A 24,354-nucleotide genomic window follows, 5' to 3' on the forward strand; every position below is an offset into this window, starting at 1 on the left:
GGCGCACTTTACGGACACTCAAGATCAACATCGGTAAGCCCATGGACTTGACTCAAGTTTCTTCTTCCGCAAAGACCCGCCGCGCCGACCGCACAGCGGCGGCAGCGGCACAGGACGCGCGCGGCGCGTCCCATTTCAACGACGCTTGGTTCGACGAACGTCCCTTCCTGCGGCGTCTGACGCTGGTGGACTGGCTGTTCGCGCTGGCGATGGTGGCGGGCGCGGGTTTCGCGCTGTCGCGCTACCACGCGCACATGAACTACTACGACAAGCTGGTGATGTGCGGCACGACGCCCGCGCTCATCGTGCTCGGCTGGCGCTGGAAGCCGTCGCGTCTCCTGATGGCGGCCATCGCCGTGATGTCGATCGGCGCGATCCAGATCTATCAGGGCGACCTCGCGCGTGCCGATCAGGCCTTCTTCCTCAAGTACTTCCTCTCCAGCCAGTCGGCCATCCTGTGGATGAGCGCGCTGTTCGTGCTGGCCACGATGTTCTACTGGATCGGTCTGCTGTCGCGCTCGGAAACGGGCGGCGCGATCGGTACGCGCCTGACGTGGGCGGCGGTGCTGATGGGCTTCACCGGCCTGATGGTGCGCTGGTACGAGTCCTACCTGATCGGCGCGGACGTCGGCCATATTCCCATCTCGAATCTCTATGAAGTGTTCGTGCTGTTCAGCCTGATCACGGCGCTGTTCTATCTGTATTACGAGAAGCACTACGAGACGCGCGCGCTTGGCGCCTTCGTGCTGCTGGTGATCAGCGCGGCCGTGGGCTTCCTGATGTGGTACTCGATTTCGCGCGACGCGCAGCAGATCCAGCCGCTCGTGCCCGCGCTGCAAAGCTGGTGGATGAAGATCCACGTCCCGGCGAACTTCATCGGCTATGGCAGCTTCGCGCTGTCGGCGATGGTGGGCGTGGCTTACATCATGAAGGAGCGCGGCGTGCTGGCGGACCGCCTGCCCGCGCTCGAAGTGCTCGACGACGTCATGTACAAGTCGATCGCCGTCGGCTTCGCGTTCTTCACCATCGCCACCATCCTGGGCGCGCTGTGGGCCGCGCAGGCGTGGGGCGGCTACTGGAGCTGGGACCCGAAGGAAACGTGGGCGCTGATCGTGTGGCTCAACTACGCGGCCTGGCTGCATATGCGCCTGATGAAGGGCCTGCGCGGCGGCGTGGCCGCCTGGTGGGCGCTCACGGGCCTGCTGGTCACGACCTTTGCCTTCCTGGGCGTCAATATGTTCCTGTCGGGCCTGCATAGCTACGGCAAGCTGTAACCGCTGCTGTAACCAACGCGGCCCGCCGAACGAACTAACCGCCGAATGCCTCGCGCATCGGCGGTTTTTTTTCGTGCCGACGGGAAGGATTCCGGCTTGCGCGCGTTAGCCTGCATGACGGACTCCGGCCGGTGAGGCGCAGGAAAGCGCGCAAGAACGGGCGGGGCCAGACCTCAGGAGCAATCGACATGTGGACCAAGCGTAGCAGCCGGATCATCCTCAACGGCGACGACATCGCCGCGCACGAGATCACGCCGCAAAAAGTGTTCGAACAGCGCCGCCGTTTCATGAAGGCGACCGGTGCGCTCGCGCTCGGCGGCATGGGGGCGGGGCTGGGCCTGTTCGATCCGCGCGACGCCTTTGCCGAATACGCCTCGCCCGATCCGAAGGCGATCAAGCTGGCCGCGAAAACCAACGCGAAGTTCGTCGCGCTCGACAAGGCCACGCCGTTCAAGGACGTCACGACCTATAACAACTTCTACGAGTTCGGCACCGACAAGGCCGACCCGGCGCAGAACGCCCACACGCTGCGCCCGCGTCCGTGGAAGGTGAGCCTGGAAGGCGAGATCAAGAACGCCAGGGTCTACGATATCGACGACATCCTCAAACTCGCGCCGCTGGAAGAGCGCGTGTACCGCCACCGTTGCGTGGAAGGCTGGTCGATGGTGATTCCCTGGATCGGCATTTCGCTGTCGGAGTTGATCAAGCGTGCGCAGCCCACCGGCAACGCAAAATACGTGCAGTTCATCACGCTCGCCGACCGCTCGCAGATGCCCGGTCTCGCCGAACCGATCCTCGACTGGCCGTATTCCGAAGGCCTGCGCATGGACGAGGCGATGAACCCGCTCACGCTGCTGACCGTCGGGCTTTACGGCCAGGTGCTGCCGAACCAGAATGGCGCGCCGGTACGCATGGTGCTGCCGTGGAAATACGGTTTCAAGAGCGCGAAGTCGCTGGTGAAGATCCGCTTCGTGGAAAAGCAGCCGGCGACCAGCTGGAACACCTACGCGTCGAACGAATATGGTTTCTTCTCGAACGTGAACCCGAACGTCGATCACCCGCGCTGGAGCCAGGCGACCGAGCGGCGCATCGGCGAGGACGGCTTTTTCACGCCCAAGCGCAAGACGCTGATGTTCAACGGCTACGGCGATCTGGTGGCGTCGATGTATCAGGGCATGGATCTGCGCAAGAACTTCTGATCGGCCTGTTCAAGGGAGTCAAGGCGATGGAATCGACCACCACGGCGGCGCGCACCGCGAAGCGCGCGCAGGCCGCGAATACGGCGAGCGGCCCGCGCTGGCTGCGCTGGGCGAAGGTCGCGGTGTTCGTCGCGGCGTGGTATCCGCTTGCGCGCATCGTGTTTTTCGGCATGACGGACCGGCTGGGCGCCAATCCCATCGAGTTCATCACGCGCTCCACCGGCCTGTGGACGCTGGTGTTCCTGTGCATCACGCTGGCGGTCACGCCGCTGCGGCGGCTCACGGGCTGGAACGCGCTGCTGCGCTTTCGTCGCATGCTTGGGCTGTACACGTTCTTCTACGCGGTCCTGCACTTCACCACCTACATCTGGTTCGACAAGTGGTTCGACGTCGCCGCGATGCTCAAGGACGTCGGCAAGCGGCCCTTTATCACGGTGGGTTTCGCGGCATTCGTGCTGCTGATTCCGCTGGCCGTGACGTCGACAAAAGCGATGGCGCGCAAGCTCGGCCGCCGCTGGCAGTCGCTGCATCGGCTGATTTACGCGATCGGCGTGCTGGCGATCCTGCACTTCTGGTGGATGAAGGCGGGCAAGCACGATCTGGTGCTGCCGAAGATCTATGGCGCGATCATGCTGGCGCTGCTGGGCTGGCGTGTGGCCGTGTGGCTGAAGTCACGCTTGAGAGCGCGCGTGAAGGCGTGACAGGCGGGCTGAAGCTGCAAAGCCCAAAAAAAAGCGACGCTCAAGGCGTCGCTTTTTTCATGGCGCGGCGGCAACGCTCAATCCGGCAGCAGATGCTCGCCCGCGAAAAGTTGCTGCACGGTTTCACGCTCGCGCGCGACGTGCACGCGCGTGCCGTCGACCAGCAATTCGGCGGCGCGCGGACGCGTGTTGTAGTTCGAGCTCATCGTGAAGCCGTAAGCGCCCGCCGAGCGGATCGCCAGCACGTCGCCCGGCTCGATGGCGAGCGTGCGGTCGCGGCCCAGCCAGTCGCCGCTCTCGCACACCGGGCCGACGATGTCGTACGCGTGCGCCTCGCCAGCGCGCTGCGCGACCGGCTCGATGGCGTGATACGCCTCGTACATCGCGGGGCGCGCCAGATCGTTCATCGCCGCATCGACGATGGCGAAGTTCTTTTCCGCGCCCGGCTTCAGGAATTCGACCGTCGTGAGCAGAATGCCCGCGTTGCCGACCAGCGAGCGGCCCGGCTCGAACCAGACTTCGCGCGCCTTGCCGGTTTTGGCGCTGTGCGCGTCGATGCGATCGAGCACGGTGCGCACGAACGCGCCGATGTCCGGCGGCGTTTCGTCGTCGTAGCGGATGCCCAGACCGCCGCCCACATCGACGTGATGAATCGCGATGCCGTCCGATTCGATCTGGTCGACGAGTTCGAGCACCTTGTCGATGGCGTCGAGATACGGCGCGACTTCGGTGATCTGCGAGCCGATATGGCAATCGATGCCCACGACGTGCAGATTCGGCATGGCCGCCGCCGCACGGTACGTGGCGCGCGCGTCTTCAAACGCGATGCCGAACTTGTTCGACTTCAGGCCGGTCGAGATGTAGGGGTGCGTCTTCGCATCGACGTCAGGATTCACGCGCAGCGACACCGGCGCCTTCTTGCCGAGTGCGCCCGCGACCGCGTTGAGACGGTCGAGTTCGGGAATCGATTCGACGTTGAAGCACTTCACGCCCGCTTCGAGCGCCGTCTTCATTTCGTCGGCATGCTTGCCCACGCCCGAGAACACCGTGTTCGACGCTTTGCCGCCCGCAGCCAGCACGCGCGCGAGCTCGCCGCCCGAGACGATGTCGAAGCCCGCGCCTTCGCGGGCGAACACGTTGAGCACGGCGAGATTGCTGTTCGCCTTGACTGCCACGTGCACCGTGGCGCGGCGGCCCGCGCAGGCGTCGGCGTAAGCGTGCCAGGTGCCGGTGAGCGCGGCGCGCGAGTAGACGTAGAGCGGCGTGCCGTACTGCGCGGCGAGATCGGCGGCGGGGACGCCTTCGACGAACAGCTGGCCGTCGACGCGGTGGAAAGCGGGCTGGGTCATGCGGAGATCGGGTTGCGGATGTGAGGGCTCAGGAAACGCTTGCTGCGGCGCTTACTGCGCCGGTGCGGCAGCGGAAGCCGGCGTTGCGCTGGCGGCCGAAGCCGGTACGGAATTCAGTTCGGTGTCCGGGGACAGCGAGAGCGGCGTGCCCGAAGTGTCGGGGATCGTGCCGACCTGCGCGTCCGAGGCGGCGCGTGCCTGGTCGTCGGGCGCGGGCTGGGTCTCGAAGTTGGGCTTCTGCGGCATCGGCGGCACGGTCGGCATGTAGAGCGGGCCTTTCTGGCCGCAACCCGTGAGCGACACTGCGCCAAGCGCGAAAGCGGCTAGAATCGCGGCGGACGTCGAAACGCGGGATGCCCGTGCGCGCATCCGGGAATTGACACGCATAATTGTCCCTGATTGATTAACTGGTGGAGTTTAGCATGGCAGATAGTGACTACCTGAGCCGCGCGGAGGCCGTGCTGGCGGCGGTGGAACGCGCTGTGGACGAGGCCGATGCCGACATCGAACTCGAACGCAGCGGCAACGTTCTGACACTCGAATTCGAGAACCGCACGAAGATCATCGTCAATCTTCAGCCGCCGATGAAAGAGATCTGGATCGCCGCGAAGGCGGGCGGTTTCCATTACCGTTTCATCGACGGCCAATGGCTCGACACGCGCACGGGCACCGAGTTTTTCTCGGCGCTCACCGCCTATTCGACCGAGCAGGCCGGCGAGCCGGTGACGTTCAAGCCGTAAGGCGCACTGATCCAGCGTCAATGCAAAAACGGGCACCTTGGGGTGCCCGTTTTTCGTTTGTGGAGGCAGTAAATCAGTGCCCGCGGAACAGATTCATGATGTCTTCCTTCTCCTTGGCGTTGACCTGCTCCGGCGCGGGCGCCGCGCCCGCATCGCCTTCGCCGCCCGAAGCCGATCCGCCGCTGGCCGCCGCTTCCAGCGCCGCCTGGCTGATGCCGACCGTCGAGACGAAGCCGCGTCCCGGCGTGGCGTCGGCGTAGTACAGCTCGTCGCCGAGCGTGACGATGCCATCGGGCATCGGCATCTTGTAGTCGGGCACGCCGTTGAGCGCCTTCTGCATGTACTCGATCCACACGGGCAGGGCGAGACCGCCGCCGGTTTCCTTGTCGCCCAGGCTGCGCGGATTGTCGTAGCCGATCCACGCGATGGCCGCGAGCGTGTGCTGATAGCCCGCGAACCAGGCGTCGCGCGAATCGTTGGTAGTGCCGGTCTTGCCGCCGAGATCGGTGCGCTTGAGCACGTTCGACTTCGCGCCCGTGCCGCGCTGCGCCACGCTTTGCAGCAGACTGTTCATGATGTAGGCGTTGCGCGGATCAATCGCGCGCGGCGCGTTTTCGGCTGCCACCAGCGGCTGCGCCTGTGCGACCACGACGCCGCGCTGGTCGGTGACTTCGGCGATCAGATACGGATTCACGCGATAGCCGCCGTTGGCGAACACCGCGTAGCCGCCCGCCATCTGCAGCGGCGTGACGAGGCCGGCGCCCAGCGCCATCGGCAGATAGGCCGGATGGCGGTCGGCGTCGAAACCGAAGTGCGTGATGTACTGCTGCGCGTACTTCGTGCCGATGTGGTTGAGGATGCGGATCGACACGAGGTTCTTCGACTTCATGAGCGCGGTGCGCATGGACATCGGGCCGTCGAAGCCGCCGCCGTAGTTCTTCGGCTCCCACGCCTGGCCGCCGGTTTCGGCGGCGCTGAAGAACAGCGGCGCGTCGTTGATGATGGTGGCCGGTCCCAGCCCCTTGTCGAGCGACGCCGAGTAGATGAACGGTTTGAAGCTCGAACCCGGCTGACGCCACGCCTGGGTGACGTGGTTGAACTTGTTCTTGTTGAAGTCGAAGCCGCCCACCAGCGCGCGGATCGCGCCGTCCTGCGGCACCACCGAAACGAACGCGCCCTCGATCTGCGGCAACTGCGTGATCGACCAGGCGCCGTCGTTGTTGCGCGCCAGACGGATGATCGCGCCGGGGCGGATCTTCTGGCTCGGCTGTGCGCGCGTGCTGAGGTTGTATTGCGCGAAGCGCAGGCCGTCGCCGGTGATGCTGGCGGTGTTGCCGTCCATGAAGGTCGCCTGGACCTGTTTCGGCGTGGCCGAGGTGACCACGGCCGCGACCAGTTCACCGTTATCCGGATGTTCGAGCAGGGCGTCGTCGATGGCCTGTTCGCGGTCGTCGGCGTCGCCGGGCAGGTCGATAAAGGCCTCGGGGCCGCGATAGCCGTGACGGCGCTCGTAGTCCATCAGCCCCTTGCGCAGCGCGCGATAGGCGACATCCTGATCGGCCGAATCGATGGTGGTGACCACGTTCAGACCACGCGTGTAGGCTTCTTCGTGGTACTGCGCGTACATCATCTGACGCACCATTTCCGCCACGTATTCGGCGTGCACGCTGTATTCCTTGCCCTGGCCCTTGACGACGAGCGGTTGCGCCGCGGCTTCGTCGTACTGTTCCTGGGTGATGTAGTGCAGCTCCAGCATGCGCTGCAGGATGTACTCCTGGCGCACCTTGGCGCGCTTAGGATTGACGACCGGGTTATACGCCGATGGCGCCTTGGGCAGCCCCGCGAGCATCGCGCATTCGGCCAGCGTCAAATCCTTCAGATCCTTGCCGAAGTACACGCGCGCCGCGCTGGCGAAACCGTAGGCGCGTTGCCCCAGATAGATCTGGTTCATGTAGACCTCGAGGATCTGGTCCTTCGAGAGCTTCGACTCGATCTTGTAGGCGAGCAGCATCTCGTAGACCTTGCGCGTGTAGGTCTTTTCGCTCGACAGGAAGAAGTTGCGCGCCACCTGCATGGTGATCGTGCTCGCGCCCTGCGACGCATGGCCATTGGTCAGCGCGACGATGCCCGCGCGCGCGATGCCGGTGAGATCGACGCCGCCGTGCTCGTAGAAGCGCGCGTCCTCGATTGCGAGAATCGCGTTCTTGAGATTGCCCGGCACGTCCTGGAAATGGACGATGTCGCGCCGCTCCTCGCCGAATTCGCCGATCAGCACGTGGTCGCGCGTGTAGATGCGCAACGGCACCTTGGGGCGGTAATCCGTGAGCGCGTCGAGCGAGGGCAGATTGGGTGTGGCGACGATCAACGCATAGCCGAGCACCAGCGCCACGCTGGCGACGGCGCCCATGATCAAGACGAAGAAGCCGATCAGCAGCCGCGCCCACCAGGGCCGGCGGCGCTTCTTCGGCGCGGCGGGTTCGGGCGGCGTGGGCGGTGCAGGCGGCGGAACGGACGAGGGCGGCTGGGCTTCTTGCATACGGACACCGAAAAAACAGTCCCGCGATTATAGCCGTCCGCCCTCGCGCGCTTTCGGAATGCTTACGCATTGAAAAGCCGGGCGCGATGGGTGGGGCGGGCGGTGCGTGGGAACTGCGCAGGCAGGGGATATAGACGCACTCTAGCCGTGTCTCGAATGCGCGAGAAGGCCGATGGGCGCGCCAGGCGCAAAGATTGGCCATCTGGCCGAGTGTTCGGCAATCGCGCCGCTTCGCACAATTTCTCCCAGGGTGCGCCGCGAATCGTTCGCGGCGCCACGCACAAGGGAGGAAGGCGATGGGCCTGCTCAATCCGCTGTTGTTGGGGGCGTGCCGTTACGCGGCGGGCGTCGATGTGCACGCGCGGGGTGTCACGCTGGTCGTGCTGAGTCAGCGCGTGTTCGGCGGCGGGCCGCTGCGCATCGAATGGCTGGGGCGCGTGCCGCTCGCGCGCGAAGTGCTTGCGGGGGCGGAGATCGTCGATCGCGCCGCGCTGGTGGCGGCGTTGCAGGCGGCGTTCGGTGCGCTGCCGCGCGCCTGCGCCGAAGCATCGATGCGCTGCGCGATGGCGCTGCCCACGGGGGCCACGCTGATGGCGTCGGTGCCGCTTGCGCGGCTGTCGCCCAGCCCGTCCGGTAGCCCCTTCGTGGCCGACGTCTCGGGCCTCTTTACCGAACTGGAGCCGCTGGTGCTGGCCGAAGCCGAGCGCGTCGCCGGCATCGAGCGCCACGAGCTTTCCGTGGACTGGCGCGTCGGCCCGCTTGCAATGGACTGCGGCATCGCCAGCGCGCACGAAGCGAAGGTCATGATTGCGGCCACGGCGCGCGCCTATCTGGAGTCGCGCATCGAATGCGCGGCGATGGCGGGCGTGGCGCTGTGCGTGATGGACGACGAAGCCCATGCCGCACTACGCGCGATGCGCCACGCAGCCGCTTTCGAGTTGCCGCCGCACGAGCCGTGGGCCGCGCTCTGGGTCGGCGCGGACGGCGTGCACGGCTGGCTCGTCGCCGACGACAGCATCACGCGCACCATGCACTTCCCGGCACTGGAACACGCCGATCTGGTCGAGGCGCTGCGCGACCTCGCGGGTAGCGAGCAGACCGGCTGCGCCATCGTGGCCGGCGACCCGGGTTTGCTGCAGGGCGTGCATTTTTCGCTGGCCGATATCGGCGATGTGCTCGGCTGTCCGGTGCTGCCGTTCGAATGCGCGCCGCTTGCCGATGCCGATTTCCCGCTCGACGCTCAACTGCTGCACGACCCTGCGTGCGCGGTGGCATTCGGGCTCGCGATTCGCGGGGTGCAGGAATGAATGCGCCCGTGAATGTCACCGCGTGGGATGGCTTCAATCTGTTGCCGTGGCGGCTTGCCGCTGCCCGGCGGTTGCGCAGGCGGCGTGCGTTCGAATGGCTGGCGGCGCTGCTGATCGGCGCAGCGCTGGGTTGCGCCGCGGCGGGCTGGCAGGTGTTCGAGCGGACTCAGGCCGATGCGCGGCGCACACAGATCGAGCAGCAACTCAGCCAGCTGGGCGCGCCGCTGCGCGAGGCGCGCAGGCTCGCGCGCGAAGCGGATGAACGTCACGCCGCGTTGCGCGAGGCACAGCAAAAAGCGAAGCCGCTGACCCATCTTTTCGCGCTGATCGAGGCGCTCGCCCGCGTTCGCACGGAGGGTGTGGTGCTCGATCAACTGATCCAGCACACCGATGAAACCGAACTCCAGGCCAGCGCCACCGATGAAGCGGCTGCCGCTGCGTGGCTCGAACGCCTGCACGCGCTTCGGGACATCGAGGCGGTCAACGTGCGTGAGATGAAACGCGAAGCGCAGGCGAGACAGTCCCGCATCACGACGAGGGGCGCAACGGGCACCACAGCAGGTACCCCAGCAGGCACCCCAGCAGGCACCCCAGCAGGCACCCCAGCAGGCGGCGCGCCGATCCATGTCGCGGCTCGACTCGTGTGGAAGGGCGCGGCGGCGAGTGGGCAGACCAGGGCGAATGCCATACACAGCGTCGGCGCGAAGGAGGCGAAATGAGCGACTTGAGTTCGGGTACGCCGTTGATGAGCGCGCCAGCTTTCTCTCGCGTGCCGCAAGGCGGAGTGCGGGCCGCGCTGCTGCACGGCTGGCGGCCTTTGCATGCGTGGAGCACGGAGCGGCGCGCGTTAGTGGCGCTGATGCTGGGCTGTCTGGCGGCGGTGCTGGCGGCCACGACGTGCATCACGGCGGACGTGGGCGGCGCGGAAACCGCGCACGTCGCACTGGCCGACGCCCAGGCGCGGCTCGTGACGGCGCGCCAGGCGCTGGCGCGTCTGCCTGCCTTGCGTATCGACGCGCGCGACTGGCCGCAGCGTCCGCACCACGGCAACGCCGCCGACGACATGCGCAACGTCTCGCAACTAGCCGGTCACGCCGGCCTCGCCTTGATCGCGCTGGAACCCGTGACGCCGGGCGCTGGGAAAGCGCAAGCGTTTCGCGCCACCCGGCTCATGGCGCAAGGCAGCTTCGCGCAGTTGAGAGGCTTCCTCGACGGCCTTGCGGAGTTGCCCGAACTCGCGGTGCCGATGGAGCTTTCGCTCAAGCGCGGCGCAAGCGGTCTCGCGGTTTCGGCGCAGTTGCAGGTGTTCGACGGTTTGCCCGCCGTTGCGTTTGCGGCCGACGAGGACGAATCGATCCAATCCACCGATCCCTTTTTGGAGCGCTTCGGAAGCAGTTCGACTGCGAAGGGCGATGGCGCGCTGCGGCTGGCGGGCATGCTGGTGGAGCGCGGACGCGCCATCGCGCTCGTTGAAACAGCGGAGGGCACGGCCGCAGTTGAGGCAGGCTCCACGCTCGCTGGCGCGCGCGTGCTGGAGGTGAATCCGGCGCGGGTGGTGCTCTCGGTCGATGGCGCGCAACAGACGCTGGATTGGGCGCAGGAGAAGCGATGATGATGCGGCGTGCGCTTGTCTCGGTCTTTGTGTGGCTGCTGGCGCTGGTGGCTTCGGTGTTGCACGCCGCGGTGCCTGCGCCGCTTCCCGCGTGGCAGTCGGCTTCAGTGCCGGTCGCGCGTTACGAAGCGCCGCCTTTGCCCGAAGGGGAACCCGTGGCCACGACCGGCTGGGTGGCGAATCCGTTCACCGAAGGGGGCGATGCCGATCACGATGGCACGACCGCCTCCGCCCCCGCCGCCGGGCCCGCTTCGCCGCCACCGGACGCCGCCACGGCGCAGCCCACTGCCGAACCGCTCGAAGGGCCACCCACGCCGCTTCCTGCCGTCGCGCGGCTGAGCGACGCGAGCGCCGCTACCGACGGATTGCCGCCCGATCGGCCGATCTCGCTGACCTTCCAGCGCGCCGAGCTTGCATCGGTGCTCCATGCGTTCGCGCAGTTCACGAAGCTCAACATCGTGGCGAGTGAGCGGGTGCGCGGTCAGGTCACGCTGCGGTTGGACCGCGTGCCGTGGCGCGCCGCCTTCGATCTGTTGCTGGCCTCGAACGGCCTTGCGCTGGAGCGGATCGGCAGCGTGTTGTGGGTCGCACCGGCAAGCGATCTCGCCGCGCGCGAGCGGCAGCGCTTCGAGGCGCACGCGCGCGCAGCCGATCTGGAGCCGCTCGCGAGCCGCGCCTTCGAACTGCAGTACGCGCGCGCCGAGGATCTGCGCAAAGTGCTGACCGGCTCCGGCGCGCAGCGCGCGCTCTCGAAGCGCGGCGCCGCCGTGGCCGACACGCGCACGAATCTGCTCTTCGTCACCGATCTGCCTGCGCGGCTCGACCAGATTGCCGGTCTGATCCAGCGTCTGGATGCGCCGGCGCGTCAGGTGCTGATCGAGGCGCGCATCGTCGAAGGCGACGTGGGCCTCTCGCGCGAGCTGGGCGTGCGTCTGGGCGTGAGTCCGGTCGCCGCGGACGCTGCCGCGCGGGGCCTGCGTGGCGGCACTGGCGATAGCGAAGGGAGCAGCGCGGGCAAAGTCTTCGACCTCGGCGCGGGCGCACTGAACGGTTTTGCCGCCGCGCAGCTTGGCCTCACACTGCTGGCGGCGCGCGCGACGCGTCAGCTCGATGTCGAATTGAGCGCGCTGGAAGCCGAAGGGCGCGGGCGTGTCGTATCCAGCCCGCGCGTCGTCACGGCCGATCGCACCAAGGCCGTGGTCGAACAGGGCACCGAGTTGCCGTATCAGGCGAAAGTCGGGCAGGGCGTGTCGGGCGTGCAATTTCGGCGCGCGAGCCTGAAACTGGAGGTCGAGCCGCAGATCACGCCCGATGGCCGCGTGATTCTCGACCTCGACGTGGCCAAGGACAGCGTGGGCGAGCAGACCGCCGCGGGGCCGGCGATCAACACCAAACATGTGCAGACGCGAGTGGAAATCGAGGACGGCGGAACGGTCTCGATTGGCGGTATCGATGCAAGCGACGACCGGGATGATGTGACGCGCGTGCCGCTCCTGGGCAAAATACCGGTTTTGGGCGTGCTTTTTTCGCATCGCGCACACTGGGACAAGCGAAGCGAACTGGTCGTCTTCATCACGCCGCGCGTGGTCGGCGCGGACTGAGCGAGGCTCGTGCGCGAATCGCGCGAGATTCTGCCCCAAAAGAGGGAAACGCTGCGCAGGATGGCCGAAAGGGGCCTGACCGCGCAGTCCGCAGGCTCGACAACGCCGCCGCTTTGCCAGTAAGCTGCTGCACCAATCTTTTGTAGGAAACGCTGCAAGTGCGGGACGCAAACGCCAATGTATTTTTCGTAGGGCTCATGGGCGCCGGTAAGACGACCGTGGGCCGGGCGGTCGCGCGCCGGCTTGAGCGTCCGTTTTTCGACTCCGATCACGAGGTCGAAGCGCGCACCGGCGCGCGCATCCCGGTGATCTTCGAACTCGAAGGCGAGGCGGGTTTTCGCGACCGCGAAGCCCAGATGATCGAGGAGCTGAGCGCGCGCGAAGGCATCGTGCTGGCCACCGGCGGTGGCGCGGTGCTGCGGCCCGAAAATCGCTCGGCGCTCAAGGAGCGCGGCTTCGTCGTCTATCTGCGCGCCCATCCGCACGACCTGTGGCTGCGCACGCGCCGCGACAAGAACCGGCCGCTGCTGCAGACCGAAGACCCCAAAGGGCGCCTCGAAGCGCTCTACGAGCAGCGCGATCCGCTTTATCGGGAAATCGCGGATTTCGTGATCGAGACCGGCCGTCCGTCGGTGAACGGTCTCGTCAATATGGTGCTGATGCAGCTCGACATGGCCGGCGTGCTGCGCTCTCCGGCAAGCGAGTAACGTTTCCAGCAATCCGGCGACCGGCGATCCGGCACCGAAGCGCCCCACACTTTGAACTACTGGCTGGCATGATTACCGTCAACGTCGAACTGGGCGACCGCGCCTACCCCATCCACATCGGCTCCGACCTGATCGGCCAGACGGCGCTGTTCGCGCCGCATATCGCCGGCAAGTCGGTGACGATCGTCACCAACACCGTCGTCGAGCCGCTGTACGGCGAGAAGCTGCGCGCCGCGCTCGCGCCGCTCGGCAAGGACGTGCATACCGTCGTGCTGCCCGATGGCGAGGCGTTCAAGAACTGGGAAACGCTCAACCAGATTTTCGACGCGCTGCTGACCTCGCGCGCGGACCGCAAGACCACGCTGATCGCGCTGGGCGGCGGCGTGACGGGCGACATGACCGGCTTCGCGGCGGCCTGCTACATGCGCGGCGTGCCCTTCATCCAGGTGCCGACCACGCTGCTGTCGCAGGTCGATTCGTCGGTGGGCGGCAAGACCGGCATCAACCATCCGCTCGGCAAGAACATGATCGGCGCGTTCTACCAGCCGCAGGCCGTGATCGCCGATATCGCCGCGCTGCGCACGCTGCCGGCGCGCGAACTGGCGGCGGGCGTGGCCGAAGTCATCAAGACGGGCGCGATCGCCGACGCGGAATTCTTTGGCTGGATCGAAGCGAACGTCGAAGCGCTCAACCGCTGCGAGCCCGCGGCGCTCGCGCATGCGGTCAAGCGTTCGTGCGAGATCAAGGCTTCGGTGGTGGCCGCCGACGAACGCGAAGGCGGTCTGCGCGCGATCCTCAATTTCGGCCACACCTTCGGTCACGCGATTGAAGCGGGTCTCGGCTACGGTGAGTGGCTGCACGGCGAGGCCGTGGGCTGCGGCATGGTGATGGCGGCGGATCTTTCCGTGCGCATGGGCATGCTCGACGAAGCCTCGCGCGAGCGGCTGGTGAACGTGGTCAAGGCCGCGCATCTGCCGGATGTCGGCCCGGCGCTCGGCGCGGATCGTTACGTTGAACTGATGCAGGTGGACAAGAAGGCCGAAGGCGGCGCGATCAAGTTCATTCTGCTCAAGCGATTCGGCGAGACGCATATCGGTCTCGCGCCGGATGAAGCCGTGCAGGCCACGCTGGCGGCGACCGTCAAAAACTGATGCACCGGTTCGCCGTGCCTGTGCATACCGGTACGGCGGGCAAAAAATGCAGTGCCGACGTAGTGTTCATGTAGTTCCGAAGTTGAGCTGAACGGCGGTCCCGGCCCACGAGGCTGCGGCCGTCCACCTTGCGATCCATGCGGAGGAACCGTTGAGCGACACCCGCAGCGACACCCCTGGCAACACGATAGAAGCATCGGCATCCACGCCGTCATCCGGCGCTGCCGAATCCGAATTCGAAACCGGTCTCGCGCCCTATGCGGCGCATTCCCCCCAGTCGCGCGGCCGTCGCTTCGCCGAACCGCCGCCCGTCGCGCGCAGCGAGTTCCAGCGCGACCGCGACCGCATCGTCCATTCCACCGCATTTCGGCGGCTCGAATATAAAACGCAGGTGTTCGTGAACCACGAAGGCGATCTCTTTCGCACGCGGCTCACGCATAGCCTCGAAGTCGCGCAGATCGCGCGCTCGGTGGCGCGTAATCTGCGGCTGAACGAAGACCTCGTCGAAGCGATTTCGCTGGCTCACGACCTGGGCCACACGCCGTTCGGCCATGCGGGCCAGGATGCGCTCAACGAATGCATGCGCGACCACGGCGGTTTCGAGCACAACCTGCAGAGTCTCGCCGTCGTCGACGAACTCGAAGAGCACTACGGCGCGTTCAACGGCCTGAACCTCTGTTTCGAAACACGCGAGGGCATTCTCAAGCACTGCTCGCGCGAGCATGCACGCCAGCTCGGCGCGCTGGGCGAGCGCTTTCTGCTCGGGCGACAGCCGTCGCTCGAAGCGCAGATCGCCAACATCGCCGACGAGATCGCCTACAACAATCACGATGTCGATGACGGGCTGCGCTCCGGTCTCATCACCATCGAGCAACTGGCCGAAGTCGAGCTGTGGCAAAGCCACTACGAGGCCGCGCGCGCCGAGTATCCGCAGATCGAGGGTCGGCGGCTCGTGCACGAGACCGTGCGGCGCATCATCAATACGCTGATCGTCGATCTGATCGGCCAGACGCGGCGCAATCTCGCTGAACATGCGCCGAAGTCGCTCGACGACGTGCGCGCCGCGCCGCCGCTGGTCGCCCACAGCGAGCGCATCGCGGCGCAGGCCGCCGCGCTCAAGCGCTTTCTCTACCGCAATCTGTATCGCCACTACCGCGTGATGCGCATGGCGAACAAGGCGCAGCGCGTCGTGAAGGGCCTGTTCGACGCGTTCAGCGATGATCCGCGCCTGTTGCCGCCGGCGTATCAGAGGTTGCACGAACCGGCGGCGCAGCCGCGCCTGATCGCCCATTACATCGCGGGCATGACCGACCGTTACGCGCTCAAGGAGTATCGGCGTCTGTTCGTCGTTTCCGATGAAGTCTGAAGCACCCGTTCCCCTGGAGTCTGATCGATGAAAACCTGGCCGTATCCGCGCGTCGCCGCGCATCGTGGCGGCGGCACGCTCGCGCCCGAAAACACGCTCGCGGGCCTGTGCGTGGGCGCAGGCTTCGGGCACACGATGGTGGAATTCGACGCCAAACTTTCCGCCGACAACATCGCCTTCCTGCTGCACGACGACACGGTCGATCGCACCTCGAACGGGCGCGGCGCGGCGGCGCAACTTCGCTACGCGCAGATCGCGGCGTTCGATGCGGGCAGCTGGTGCGATCCGCGTTTCGAGGACGAACACATGCCCACGCTGGCCGAGGCGGCGCAATGCTGCCGCGAGGAAGGACTGGCGGCGAATGTCGAAATCAAGCCCTGTGCGGGGCGGGACACGGAGACCGGGCGCATCGTCGGTGCGGAGACGGCGAAGCTGTGGAAGAAGGCGTCAGGATTGCCGCCTTTGCTGTCGTCGTTCTCGTTCGAGGCGCTGGCGGCCGCGCGCGAGGCCGCGCCGGATCTGCCGCGCGGCCTGCTGTTCGAGCGCGTGCCCGACGACTGGCGCGAGCAGACCGCCGCGCTGGGCTGTCTGTCGCTGCACGCAAGCCATCGACATCTGGATCAGGCGCTCGTCGCACGCATCAAGGAAGCAGGACTTTTTGTCCTCGCTTACACGGTCAACGAACTGGAGCGCGCGCGTGAGCTGGCGAGCTGGGGCGTGGACACGATCTGTACCGATCGCATCGATCTGATCGACCCGCACGCGTTGGACGGCTAGGCGTCCAACGCGTGCTCGGCCTTGCTCGGCCTTGCTCGGCCTTGCTCGGCCTATCAGGCCTATCAGGCCGAACCAGGTTGAGACAGGCCGAGACCGTTATCGGCAGCGCGCCAGAATGGCGCCTGCAACCAGCGCGACGCCGCCCACGATGGCGATTGCCTGCCACGGATTGGCGTGGACGTAATCGTCGGCGTTGTCCATCGCTTCGCCGGCGCGCTCGCGGGCGTTGGCGCGGGCGACTTCGAGACGTTCGCGCGCGGCGTCGAGGCGCTTGCGCACGTCCGCGCGCAACGCCTGGGCGTCGGCCTGGGTGCCTTCACCCAAGGTGGTTTCCAGCTCTCCGAGCAGGTCTCGCAGCTCGTCGGCGATATCGGCGGCGGCGCTGCGGCCGCGGCGCGCAATGCGCTTTGCATGGCGGCCCGTGCGGGTCCAGGATTCTCCGAGGGCGTCTCGCGTGTTCGGGAATGCGCTCATGAATGGCTCCGTTTTGGCAATCTCAGGTTCTGGGGCTCGCGGCGTCCGCGCAAAAAAGGGCAGGACGCTCGAGAAGGAGTCTGAGTATTGCGCAAATCGGGTGCCCGCCGCGCCAGGGTGTGCAGCGGAAAAATCGCGCAGGCCCGCCTGGCGCGGCGCGCGGGGGCGTTGTGACGGGCTTTCCCGGACTTGCTTTACGCTTTGTTTGCGACAAATGATTACGGGGACAGCACGGTTTTTCCCAGAGGCATAGAATCAAGAAAAACTCGATCCGGTTGTCAGGAACAACCAGTGCTGAAGTCAGGAAGTGTGCGGCAGGGAGGAGGAAGAAGCCGCCAACCGTCGGACGCCGCCAGGGCGGGACGGAAGGCGGAGAGGTGGCGGCAGGACATGCCGCAAGCGCAAGGCGCTTCAGAACATGTAGCCGACCTTCAGATACGTGACGAGGGGATTCAGGTGAATCTTCGCTTCGGCCTTCTGCGAAAGCACACCAACCTGCGTCTGCTTCTGCGTGTTCAGCGTTGCGATCACGCTGACCGGAATGTACGAGACCGAGAAGCCCGCGAACCAGTGCTTCGTGAAGTTGTAGTTAAAGCCGACGTTGAACACCGGCGCCCAGGAACTGTCCGTCGAAACGCTGGTCGGACCCCCAAGTGCCGTGCTGTTGATGAAGTTGCTGTTAGTGATCTTCGCGTCGGTGAACGAAACGTGCGTCACGCCAACGCCCAGATACGGATGGAACTTCGCTTCAGGCTTGTTGAAGTAGTACTTGAACAGCAGCGCGGGGCTCCAGAGGCGGGCGGAGCCAAGCTTGCCGTAGGTGCTGAGCGAGCCTGCGCCGTCCAGGTCGAATTTAGGCGGAACGCCCAGTTCGACTTCGGTGGCGAGGTGATCGGTGATGAAGTAACCCAGGCTCAGGCCGAACGTATCGGAACTGCTGATGCCGGCACCCGTGCCCGGAAAGGCCTGGTTGACGGAACGGCCGCCGACATCATCGATCTTCAGTGCATCGCTGCTGTCCTGCGGACTGAAATGGAACCACCCCGTTGTAACGTAGAACGTGTTGGCCGTTTGCGCGTAAGCCCCCGACATGCAGGCGAGCGCGGCGACTGCTGCCAGCGCCTGTTTTAATTTCATATATGTGCTCCTCCATTAAAGGCCCGCTCATTATGAACACAACGTTTGCAACAAACCATATGCGACCGTTAGAGCTTTTTCCCTAAGCGCCGCGAGGTCTCCGCTTAAGCTGCAATGCCCGCGAGAACAAGCGCTGGCGCGGCCTGGGCGGGTCTGCGGGTATTCACCAACGGACCAGGAAAATCGAGCATGGCACGGCTTGCACGTCTTTATGTTCCCGACCAGCCGCAGCATGTGATTCTGCGCGGACTGGATCAGCAGCCCGCATTCGTCGACGACCAGGACTACGAACTGTTCATCGACTGCCTGAAGGCAGCGGCGCGCGATCACCACCTTGCGGTGCATGCCTGGGTTTTGATGCCCGGCGCGGTGCAACTGCTCGTCACGCCATCCGACGAAGCGAGCCTTCCCAAGGCGATGCAGGCGGTCGGCAGGCGCTATGTGGCCCACTTCAACCGCCGTTACGCGCGGCGCGGCACGCTCTGGGAAGGGCGCTACCGCGCGACCGTCATCGAGGGAGAACGCTTCTTCCTGCTGGCGAGCCGCGTGGTCGAACTCGCGCCGGTGCGCAACGGCCTCGTCGCGGCGGCGGAGGACTATCGCTGGTCGAGCTACCGGCATCACATCGGGCTTACGGTCGATAGTCTCATCACCGACCATCCGCTTTACTGGGCGCTCGGCAATACGCCGTTCGAGCGCCAGCGCGCCTATCGCGAACTCTGCGAGCAGCCGTTCGACGAGCGCGAAACCAATCAGCTGATGCAGGCCACGCTCAAGGGCTGGGTGCTCGGCAGCGATACCTATCGCGACTGGGCTTCGCGCACCGCGAACCGGCGCGTCTCGCCGCTGCCGCGCGGGCGGCCTCGCAAGGTGCGCGAGCCGGCTGCGCCGCCTTCGCAGGCGGGCGCTGCCGGGGCGCTCGGTGCAACGCCCACCGCATCGGCTGGAACAACGAGCGCCGGCGCGGTGTCGACGGGTGGCAGCGCGGCGGGTAGTGCGGGCTTAGGCCAGGGTGGAAACGCGGGTGGAAACACAGGAGGTAACGCGGGCGGACATGGCGCCGGACAGGGCGCGCCGCACAGCGGATCATCAGGCCCCTTTTCATCGCCGCCATCGGGTTCGCAGCCTGGATCGAACGCGGGTGCTCACTCAGGCAGCCATTCCGGTAGTGGTGGCGGCGCAACGCCAGGGGCAAATACGGGTGGTTCGAGCGGCCATTCTGCAGGTTCGTCGCCGACGGGCTCGGCGGGTGGTTCGGGCGCGACACCCGGCCATCACGAGCACAAGCCCGGCACCGGCACTCACTGATCCTCTTTGGGATCAATGCTTTACGAGAAAAAACGGCATCTCCGGATGCCGTTTTATTTTGCCCTTTTGTGATGCGGCCCCAATAAAAAAGCACCGCAATGCACCATGACGATAATTGGGGTCTAAACATGCAGTTTTATTTGCATGCCCTTGATTCGTCGCGTATATTCGCCTTTCGGCTCTCCTGGACGCACAACGCGGGAAGCCAGCATCGCCCGCGCAACGCCGTACAGCGGTCACGCAAGCGGCGGGAAAACAAAGTACGGAATCAACGGCCATTCCCCTGGCCCCTCTAGGACGGTGTCCCCATGAACGATCAGCTGCAGCGCGCGGCGGTGCCCGCCGCGCAAGGTCTGTATGACCCGCAAAACGAACACGATGCCTGCGGCGTCGGTTTCGTCGCCCATATCAAGGGCAAGAAAAGCCACGAAATCATTCAGCAAGGCCTGAAGATTCTCGAAAACCTCGACCACCGGGGCGCTGTGGGCGCCGATCCGCTGATGGGCGATGGCGCGGGCATCCTGATCCAGATTCCGGACGCGTTCTACCGTGAAGAAATGGCCCGCCAGGGCGTGACGCTGCCGCCGTTCGGCGAATACGGCGTCGGCATGATCTTCCTGCCGAAGGAACATGCCTCGCGTCTCGCGTGCGAACAGGAACTCGAGCGTACGGTGCGTGCAGAAGGTCAGGTCGTGCTGGGCTGGCGCGATGTGCCGGTCGACCACACCATGCCGATCTCGCCGACGGTCAAGGCCAGCGAGCCGCTGATCCGCCAGATCTTCATCGGTCGCGGCAAGGACGTGATGGTGACGGACGCGCTCGAGCGCAAGCTGTACATCATCCGCAAGACCGCGAGCCACCGTATTCAGGCGCTCAAGCTCAAGCACGGCAAGGAATACTTCGTGCCGTCGTGCTCGGCGCGCACGGTCGTCTATAAGGGTCTGCTGCTGGCCGGTCAGGTTGGCGTGTACTACCGCGACCTGCAGGACGAGCGTGTGGTGTCGGCGCTGGCGCTCGTGCACCAGCGCTTCTCCACGAACACGTTCCCGGCGTGGGAACTGGCTCACCCGTACCGCATGATCGCCCACAACGGTGAAATCAACACCGTGAAGGGCAACGTGAACTGGCTGAACGCCCGTACCGGCGCGATCGCCTCGCACGTGCTGGGTGACGATCTGCCCAAGCTCTGGCCGCTGATCTACCCGGGCCAGTCGGATACCGCTTCGTTCGACAACTGTCTCGAACTGCTGGTGATGGCCGGCTACCCGCTCGTCCACGCGATGATGATGATGATCCCGGAAGCCTGGGAACAGCACACGCTGATGGACGAGAACCGCAAGGCGTTCTACGAATATCACGCCGCGATGATGGAACCGTGGGACGGCCCCGCTGCGATCGCCTTCACCGACGGTCGCCAGATCGGCGCGACGCTCGACCGTAACGGTCTGCGTCCGGCGCGCTACATCGTCACGGACGACGACCTCGTCATCATGGCGTCGGAAGCCGGCACGCTGCCGATTCCCGAATCGAAGATCGTCAAGAAGTGGCGTCTGCAGCCGGGCAAGATGTTCCTGATCGACATGGAACACGGCCGCATCATCGACGACAAGGAACTCAAGGACAACCTCGCCAACGCCAAGCCGTACAAGAGCTGGATCGACGCCGTGCGCATCAAGCTCGACGAGATCGAGCCGAAGGCGGAAGACGTCGCGACCGCGCGCGCCGAAGCCGCTGCGCTACTCGACCGTCAGCAGGCGTTTGGCTACACGCAGGAAGACCTGAAGTTCCTGATGGCGCCGATGGCGATGTCGGGTGAAGAGGCCGTCGGTTCGATGGGCAATGACTCGCCGCTGGCGGTCATGTCCAACAAGAACAAGACGCTCTACAACTACTTCAAGCAGCTGTTCGCGCAGGTCACCAACCCGCCGATCGACCCGATCCGCGAAAACATGGTGATGTCGCTGGTCTCGTTCATCGGCCCGAAGCCGAACCTGCTCGACACCAACAACATCAACCCGCCGATGCGTCTCGAAGTGTCGCAGCCGGTGCTCGACTTCAAGGACATCGCGAAGATCCGCGCGATCGAGCAGTACACGGGCGGCAAGTTCAGCAGCTACGAGCTGAACATCTGCTATCCGGTGGCCTGGGGCAAGGAAGGCATCGAAGCGCGCCTGGCGTCGCTGTGCGCGGAAGCCGTCGATGCGGTCAAGTCGGGCTACAACATCCTGATCGTGTCGGACCGCAAGGCTGACCGCGACAACGTGGCGATCCCGGCGCTGCTGGCGACGTCGGCGATCCATTCGCACCTCGTGCAGCATGGTCTGCGCACGAGCACGGGTCTGGTCGTGGAAACGGGTTCGGCGCGTGAAACGCACCACTTCGCGCTGCTCGCGGGCTTTGGCGCGGAAGCCGTTCACCCGTACCTCGCGATGGAAACGCTCGCACAGATGGCCACGGGCCTGAAGGGCGACCTGTCGGCGGACAAGGCTGTCTACAACTTCACCAAGGCAGTGGGCAAGGGCCTGCTCAAGGTGATGTCGAAGATGGGCATCTCCACGTACATGTCGTACACCGGCGCGCAGATTTTCGAAGCCGTCGGTCTGGCTGACGATCTGATCGCCAAGTACTTCAAGGGCACGGCGTCGAAGGTTGGCGGTATCGGCCTCTTTGAAGTGGCGGAAGAAGCGATCCGTCTGCACCACGACGCATTCGGCGACAACCCGGTTCTCGCCAACATGCTCGACGCGGGCGGCGAGTACGCGTTCCGCGTGCGCGGCGAAGACCACATGTGGACGCCGGACGCGATCGCCAAGCTCCAGCACTCGGCGCGCAGCAACTCTTATCAGACGTACAAGGAATACGCGCACCTGATCAACGATCAGACCAAGCGCCACATGACCTTCCGCGGTCTGTTCGAATTCCGTATCAACCCGTCGAGCGCGATCTCGATCGACGACGTCGAACCGGCCAAGGAAATCGTCAAGCGCTTTGCGACGGGCGCGATGTCGCTCGGCTCGATCAGCACGGAAGCGCACGCCACGCTGGCAGTGGCGATGAACCGTATCGGCGGCAAGTCGAACACGGGCGAAGGCGGCGAAGACGAGAAGCGTTATCGCAACGAACTGCGCGGCATTCCCATCAAGAATGGCGACACGATGCAGTCGATCATCGGGCCGGAAGTCGTCAAGGACATCCCGCTGAAGGATGGCGATTCGCTGCGTTCGAAGATCAAGCAGGTGGCGTCGGGTCGTTTCGGCGTGTCGGCGGAGTATCTGTCGTCGGCTGACCAGATCCAGATCAAGATGGCGCAGGGCGCGAAGCCGGGCGAAGGCGGTCAGCTGCCGGGCCACAAGGTTTCGGAGTACATCGGCAAGCTGCGTTACTCGGTGCCGGGCGTGGGCCTCATCTCGCCGCCGCCGCACCACGACATCTACTCGATCGAAGACCTCGCACAGCTGATTCACGATCTGAAGAACGTGAACCCGGTGTCGTCGATTTCGGTGAAGCTGGTGTCGGAAGTGGGCGTGGGCACGGTGGCAGCAGGCGTGGCGAAGGCCAAGGCCGACCACGTCGTGATCGCCGGTCATGACGGCGGCACGGGCGCGTCGCCGCTGTCGTCGCTCAAGCACGCTGGCACGCCGTGGGAACTGGGCCTGGCGGAAACGCAGCAGACCCTGGTGCTGAACCAGCTGCGCGGTCGTATCCGCGTGCAGGCCGACGGCCAGATGAAGACGGGCCGCGACGTGGTGATCGGCGCGCTGCTCGGCGCGGACGAATTCGGCTTTGCAACGGCGCCGCTGGTCGTGCAGGGCTGCATCATGATGCGCAAGTGCCACCTGAACACCTGCCCGGTCGGCGTTGCGACGCAAGATCCGGTGCTGCGCGCGAAGTTCTCGGGCCAGCCCGAGCACGTCGTCAACTTCTTCTTCTTCATCGCTGAAGAAGTGCGCGAAATCATGGCGCAACTCGGCATCCGCAAGTTCGACGATCTGGTCGGCCGCGCGGATCTGCTCGACACGCGCCGTGGCGTGGAACACTGGAAGGCCAAGGGTCTGGACTTCTCGCGTGTGTTCTATCAGCCGTCGGTGGGCGAAGAAGTCGCACGCAAGCACGTCGATACGCAGGATCACGGTCTGGACCGCGCGCTCGATCACACGCTGATCGAGAAGGCGAAGGGCGCGATCGAGAAGGGCGAGCATGTCTCGTTCATCCAGCCGGTGCGCAACGTCAACCGTACGGTCGGTGCGATGCTCTCGGGCGTGGTGGCGAAGAAGTACGGCCACGACGGTCTGCCGGAAGACTCGATCCACATCCAGTTGAAGGGCACGGCGGGTCAGAGCTTCGGTGCGTTCCTCGCACGCGGCATCACGCTGGATCTGGTGGGCGACGGCAACGACTACGTCGGCAAGGGCCTGTCGGGCGGCCGCATCATCATCCGTCCGACCAACGACTTCCGCGGCAAGTCCGAAGAAAACATCATCTGCGGCAACACGGTGATGTACGGCGCACTCGAAGGCGAAGCCTTCCTGCGCGGCGTGGCGGGCGAGCGTTTCGCGGTGCGTAACTCGGGCGCGACGGCGATCGTCGAAGGCACGGGCGACCACGGCTGCGAATACATGACGGGCGGCACGGTGGTGGTGCTCGGCGAAACGGGCCGTAACTTCGCGGCGGGCATGTCGGGCGGTATCGCCTACGTGTACGACCCGGACGGCACGTTTGCCGGCAAGTGCAACAAGTCGATGGTCGCGCTCGATCCGGTGCTGCAACAGGCCGAACAGGAACGCACGGTCGACCGCGCACTGTGGCACGCAGGCCAGACCGACGAAGCGCTGCTCAAGGGACTCGTCGAGCGTCACTTCCAGTTCACCGGCTCGCCGCGTGCGAAGGCGCTGCTGGAAAACTGGGACGCGGCACGCCGCCAGTTCGTGAAGGTGTTCCCGACGGAATACAAGCGCGCACTGGGCGAAATCGGCGCGAAGAAGGCGAACCAGGAAGAACTGGCCGCTTAAACCCGCAACGACGACGACTCAAAGACGAAAGCGCCCGCTGCGCACTTTAGTGATGCAGCGGCGGGCGCGGTCCCCCTCACCGAATAGATTAGATAGACGAGAGCCA

18 protein-coding genes and 1 pseudogene are annotated in these 24,354 nt (G+C 65.4%); 14 read left to right on the forward strand and 5 right to left on the reverse strand.

Features of this window, described 5'->3' with window-relative positions; translation table 11 throughout:
* The first annotated feature begins 41 nt into the window (after positions 1–41).
* The 3 genes from ccsB to msrQ all read left to right on the forward strand — a co-directional run bounded on the left by ccsB (position 42) and on the right by msrQ (position 3,174).
* Positions 42–1,274: a c-type cytochrome biogenesis protein CcsB gene (gene ccsB, locus F3J17_RS25790; protein ID WP_167065734.1), complete on the forward strand. Its 1,233-nt coding sequence runs from the start codon at positions 42–44 to the stop codon at positions 1,272–1,274.
* A 188-nt stretch (positions 1,275–1,462) separates the two neighbouring features.
* Positions 1,463–2,473, forward strand: coding sequence for a protein-methionine-sulfoxide reductase catalytic subunit MsrP (gene msrP / locus F3J17_RS25795; RefSeq protein ID WP_167065737.1), 1,011 nt, complete (start codon positions 1,463–1,465; stop codon positions 2,471–2,473).
* A gap of 26 nt (positions 2,474–2,499) precedes the next feature.
* On the forward strand, positions 2,500–3,174 hold the full coding sequence (msrQ, locus tag F3J17_RS25800) for a protein-methionine-sulfoxide reductase heme-binding subunit MsrQ (RefSeq protein ID WP_167065739.1): 675 nt from the start codon (positions 2,500–2,502) through the stop codon (positions 3,172–3,174).
* 77 nt (positions 3,175–3,251) lie between these two features.
* On the opposite strand, the gene lysA is transcribed toward msrQ, so the two are convergent.
* Entirely contained in the window at positions 3,252–4,523 is a 1,272-nt protein-coding gene (gene lysA, locus F3J17_RS25805) for a diaminopimelate decarboxylase (RefSeq protein ID WP_167065742.1), read from the reverse strand.
* 51 nt (positions 4,524–4,574) lie between these two features.
* A complete protein-coding gene (locus tag F3J17_RS25810) occupies positions 4,575–4,910 on the reverse strand; it encodes a lipoprotein (RefSeq protein ID WP_205194964.1) in 336 nt (111 codons plus the stop codon).
* A gap of 35 nt (positions 4,911–4,945) precedes the next feature.
* On the opposite strand from F3J17_RS25810, the gene cyaY reads away from it, so the two are divergent.
* Complete coding sequence (gene cyaY, locus F3J17_RS25815; protein WP_167065745.1) at positions 4,946–5,263, forward strand: iron donor protein CyaY; 318 nt, start codon at positions 4,946–4,948, stop codon at positions 5,261–5,263.
* Positions 5,264–5,336: 73 nt separating this feature from the next.
* Here cyaY and F3J17_RS25820 read toward each other — a convergent pair whose 3' ends face one another.
* Positions 5,337–7,799 (reverse strand): penicillin-binding protein 1A, encoded by a 2,463-nt coding sequence (locus F3J17_RS25820; RefSeq protein WP_167065748.1) that lies wholly within the window; start codon positions 7,797–7,799, stop codon positions 5,337–5,339.
* A gap of 296 nt (positions 7,800–8,095) precedes the next feature.
* Between F3J17_RS25820 and pilM the strand changes: the two genes are divergently transcribed.
* The 8 genes from pilM to ugpQ all read left to right on the forward strand — a co-directional run bounded on the left by pilM (position 8,096) and on the right by ugpQ (position 16,320).
* Complete coding sequence (pilM, locus tag F3J17_RS25825) at positions 8,096–9,106, forward strand: pilus assembly protein PilM (RefSeq protein WP_167065752.1); 1,011 nt, start codon at positions 8,096–8,098, stop codon at positions 9,104–9,106.
* An 8-nt stretch (positions 9,107–9,114) separates the two neighbouring features.
* The gene (locus tag F3J17_RS25830; RefSeq protein ID WP_205194965.1) at positions 9,115–9,825 is read left to right on the forward strand and encodes a PilN domain-containing protein; all 711 of its coding nucleotides are present in this window, start codon (positions 9,115–9,117) and stop codon (positions 9,823–9,825) included.
* On the forward strand, positions 9,822–10,718 hold the full coding sequence (locus F3J17_RS25835; RefSeq protein WP_167065758.1) for a hypothetical protein: 897 nt from the start codon (positions 9,822–9,824) through the stop codon (positions 10,716–10,718). The genes F3J17_RS25830 and F3J17_RS25835 overlap by 4 nt, the downstream gene beginning before the upstream one ends.
* Positions 10,719–10,720: 2 nt before the next feature.
* Positions 10,721–12,319, forward strand: coding sequence for a type IV pilus secretin PilQ (gene pilQ, locus F3J17_RS25840; protein ID WP_205194970.1), 1,599 nt, complete (start codon positions 10,721–10,723; stop codon positions 12,317–12,319).
* A 152-nt stretch (positions 12,320–12,471) separates the two neighbouring features.
* Entirely contained in the window at positions 12,472–13,026 is a 555-nt protein-coding gene (aroK, locus tag F3J17_RS25845) for a shikimate kinase AroK (protein ID WP_167066026.1), read from the forward strand.
* Positions 13,027–13,085: 59 nt separating this feature from the next.
* Complete coding sequence (gene aroB, locus F3J17_RS25850; RefSeq protein WP_205194971.1) at positions 13,086–14,177, forward strand: 3-dehydroquinate synthase; 1,092 nt, start codon at positions 13,086–13,088, stop codon at positions 14,175–14,177.
* 187 nt (positions 14,178–14,364) lie between these two features.
* Entirely contained in the window at positions 14,365–15,543 is a 1,179-nt protein-coding gene (locus tag F3J17_RS25855; RefSeq protein ID WP_345891254.1) for a deoxyguanosinetriphosphate triphosphohydrolase, read from the forward strand.
* Positions 15,544–15,570: 27 nt separating this feature from the next.
* Positions 15,571–16,320 carry a glycerophosphodiester phosphodiesterase gene (gene ugpQ, locus F3J17_RS25860; protein WP_167065771.1) on the forward strand — a complete coding sequence of 250 codons (750 nt, stop codon included), beginning with the start codon at positions 15,571–15,573 and terminating at the stop codon, positions 16,318–16,320.
* Positions 16,321–16,416: 96 nt separating this feature from the next.
* Here ugpQ and F3J17_RS25865 read toward each other — a convergent pair whose 3' ends face one another.
* Both F3J17_RS25865 and F3J17_RS25870 read right to left on the reverse strand, forming a co-directional pair.
* Positions 16,417–16,794, reverse strand: a complete 378-nt coding sequence (locus F3J17_RS25865; RefSeq protein WP_167065774.1) for a DUF883 family protein — start codon at positions 16,792–16,794, stop codon at positions 16,417–16,419.
* A 411-nt stretch (positions 16,795–17,205) separates the two neighbouring features.
* Positions 17,206–17,931, reverse strand: a complete 726-nt coding sequence (locus F3J17_RS25870; RefSeq protein WP_167065777.1) for an OmpW family outer membrane protein — start codon at positions 17,929–17,931, stop codon at positions 17,206–17,208.
* A gap of 189 nt (positions 17,932–18,120) precedes the next feature.
* On the opposite strand from F3J17_RS25870, the pseudogene F3J17_RS25875 reads away from it, so the two are divergent.
* Together F3J17_RS25875 and F3J17_RS25880 are read left to right on the forward strand one after the other, a co-directional pair.
* Positions 18,121–18,810, forward strand: a pseudogene (locus tag F3J17_RS25875) (transposase); the annotation flags it as partial.
* Positions 18,811–19,547: 737 nt separating this feature from the next.
* Complete coding sequence (locus tag F3J17_RS25880) at positions 19,548–24,248, forward strand: glutamate synthase-related protein (protein WP_167065780.1); 4,701 nt, start codon at positions 19,548–19,550, stop codon at positions 24,246–24,248.
* The last annotated feature ends 106 nt before the right edge of the window (positions 24,249–24,354 follow it).

Source organism: Burkholderia sp. Ax-1719 (assembly GCF_011753055.1).
Classification (GTDB): domain Bacteria; phylum Pseudomonadota; class Gammaproteobacteria; order Burkholderiales; family Burkholderiaceae; genus Paraburkholderia.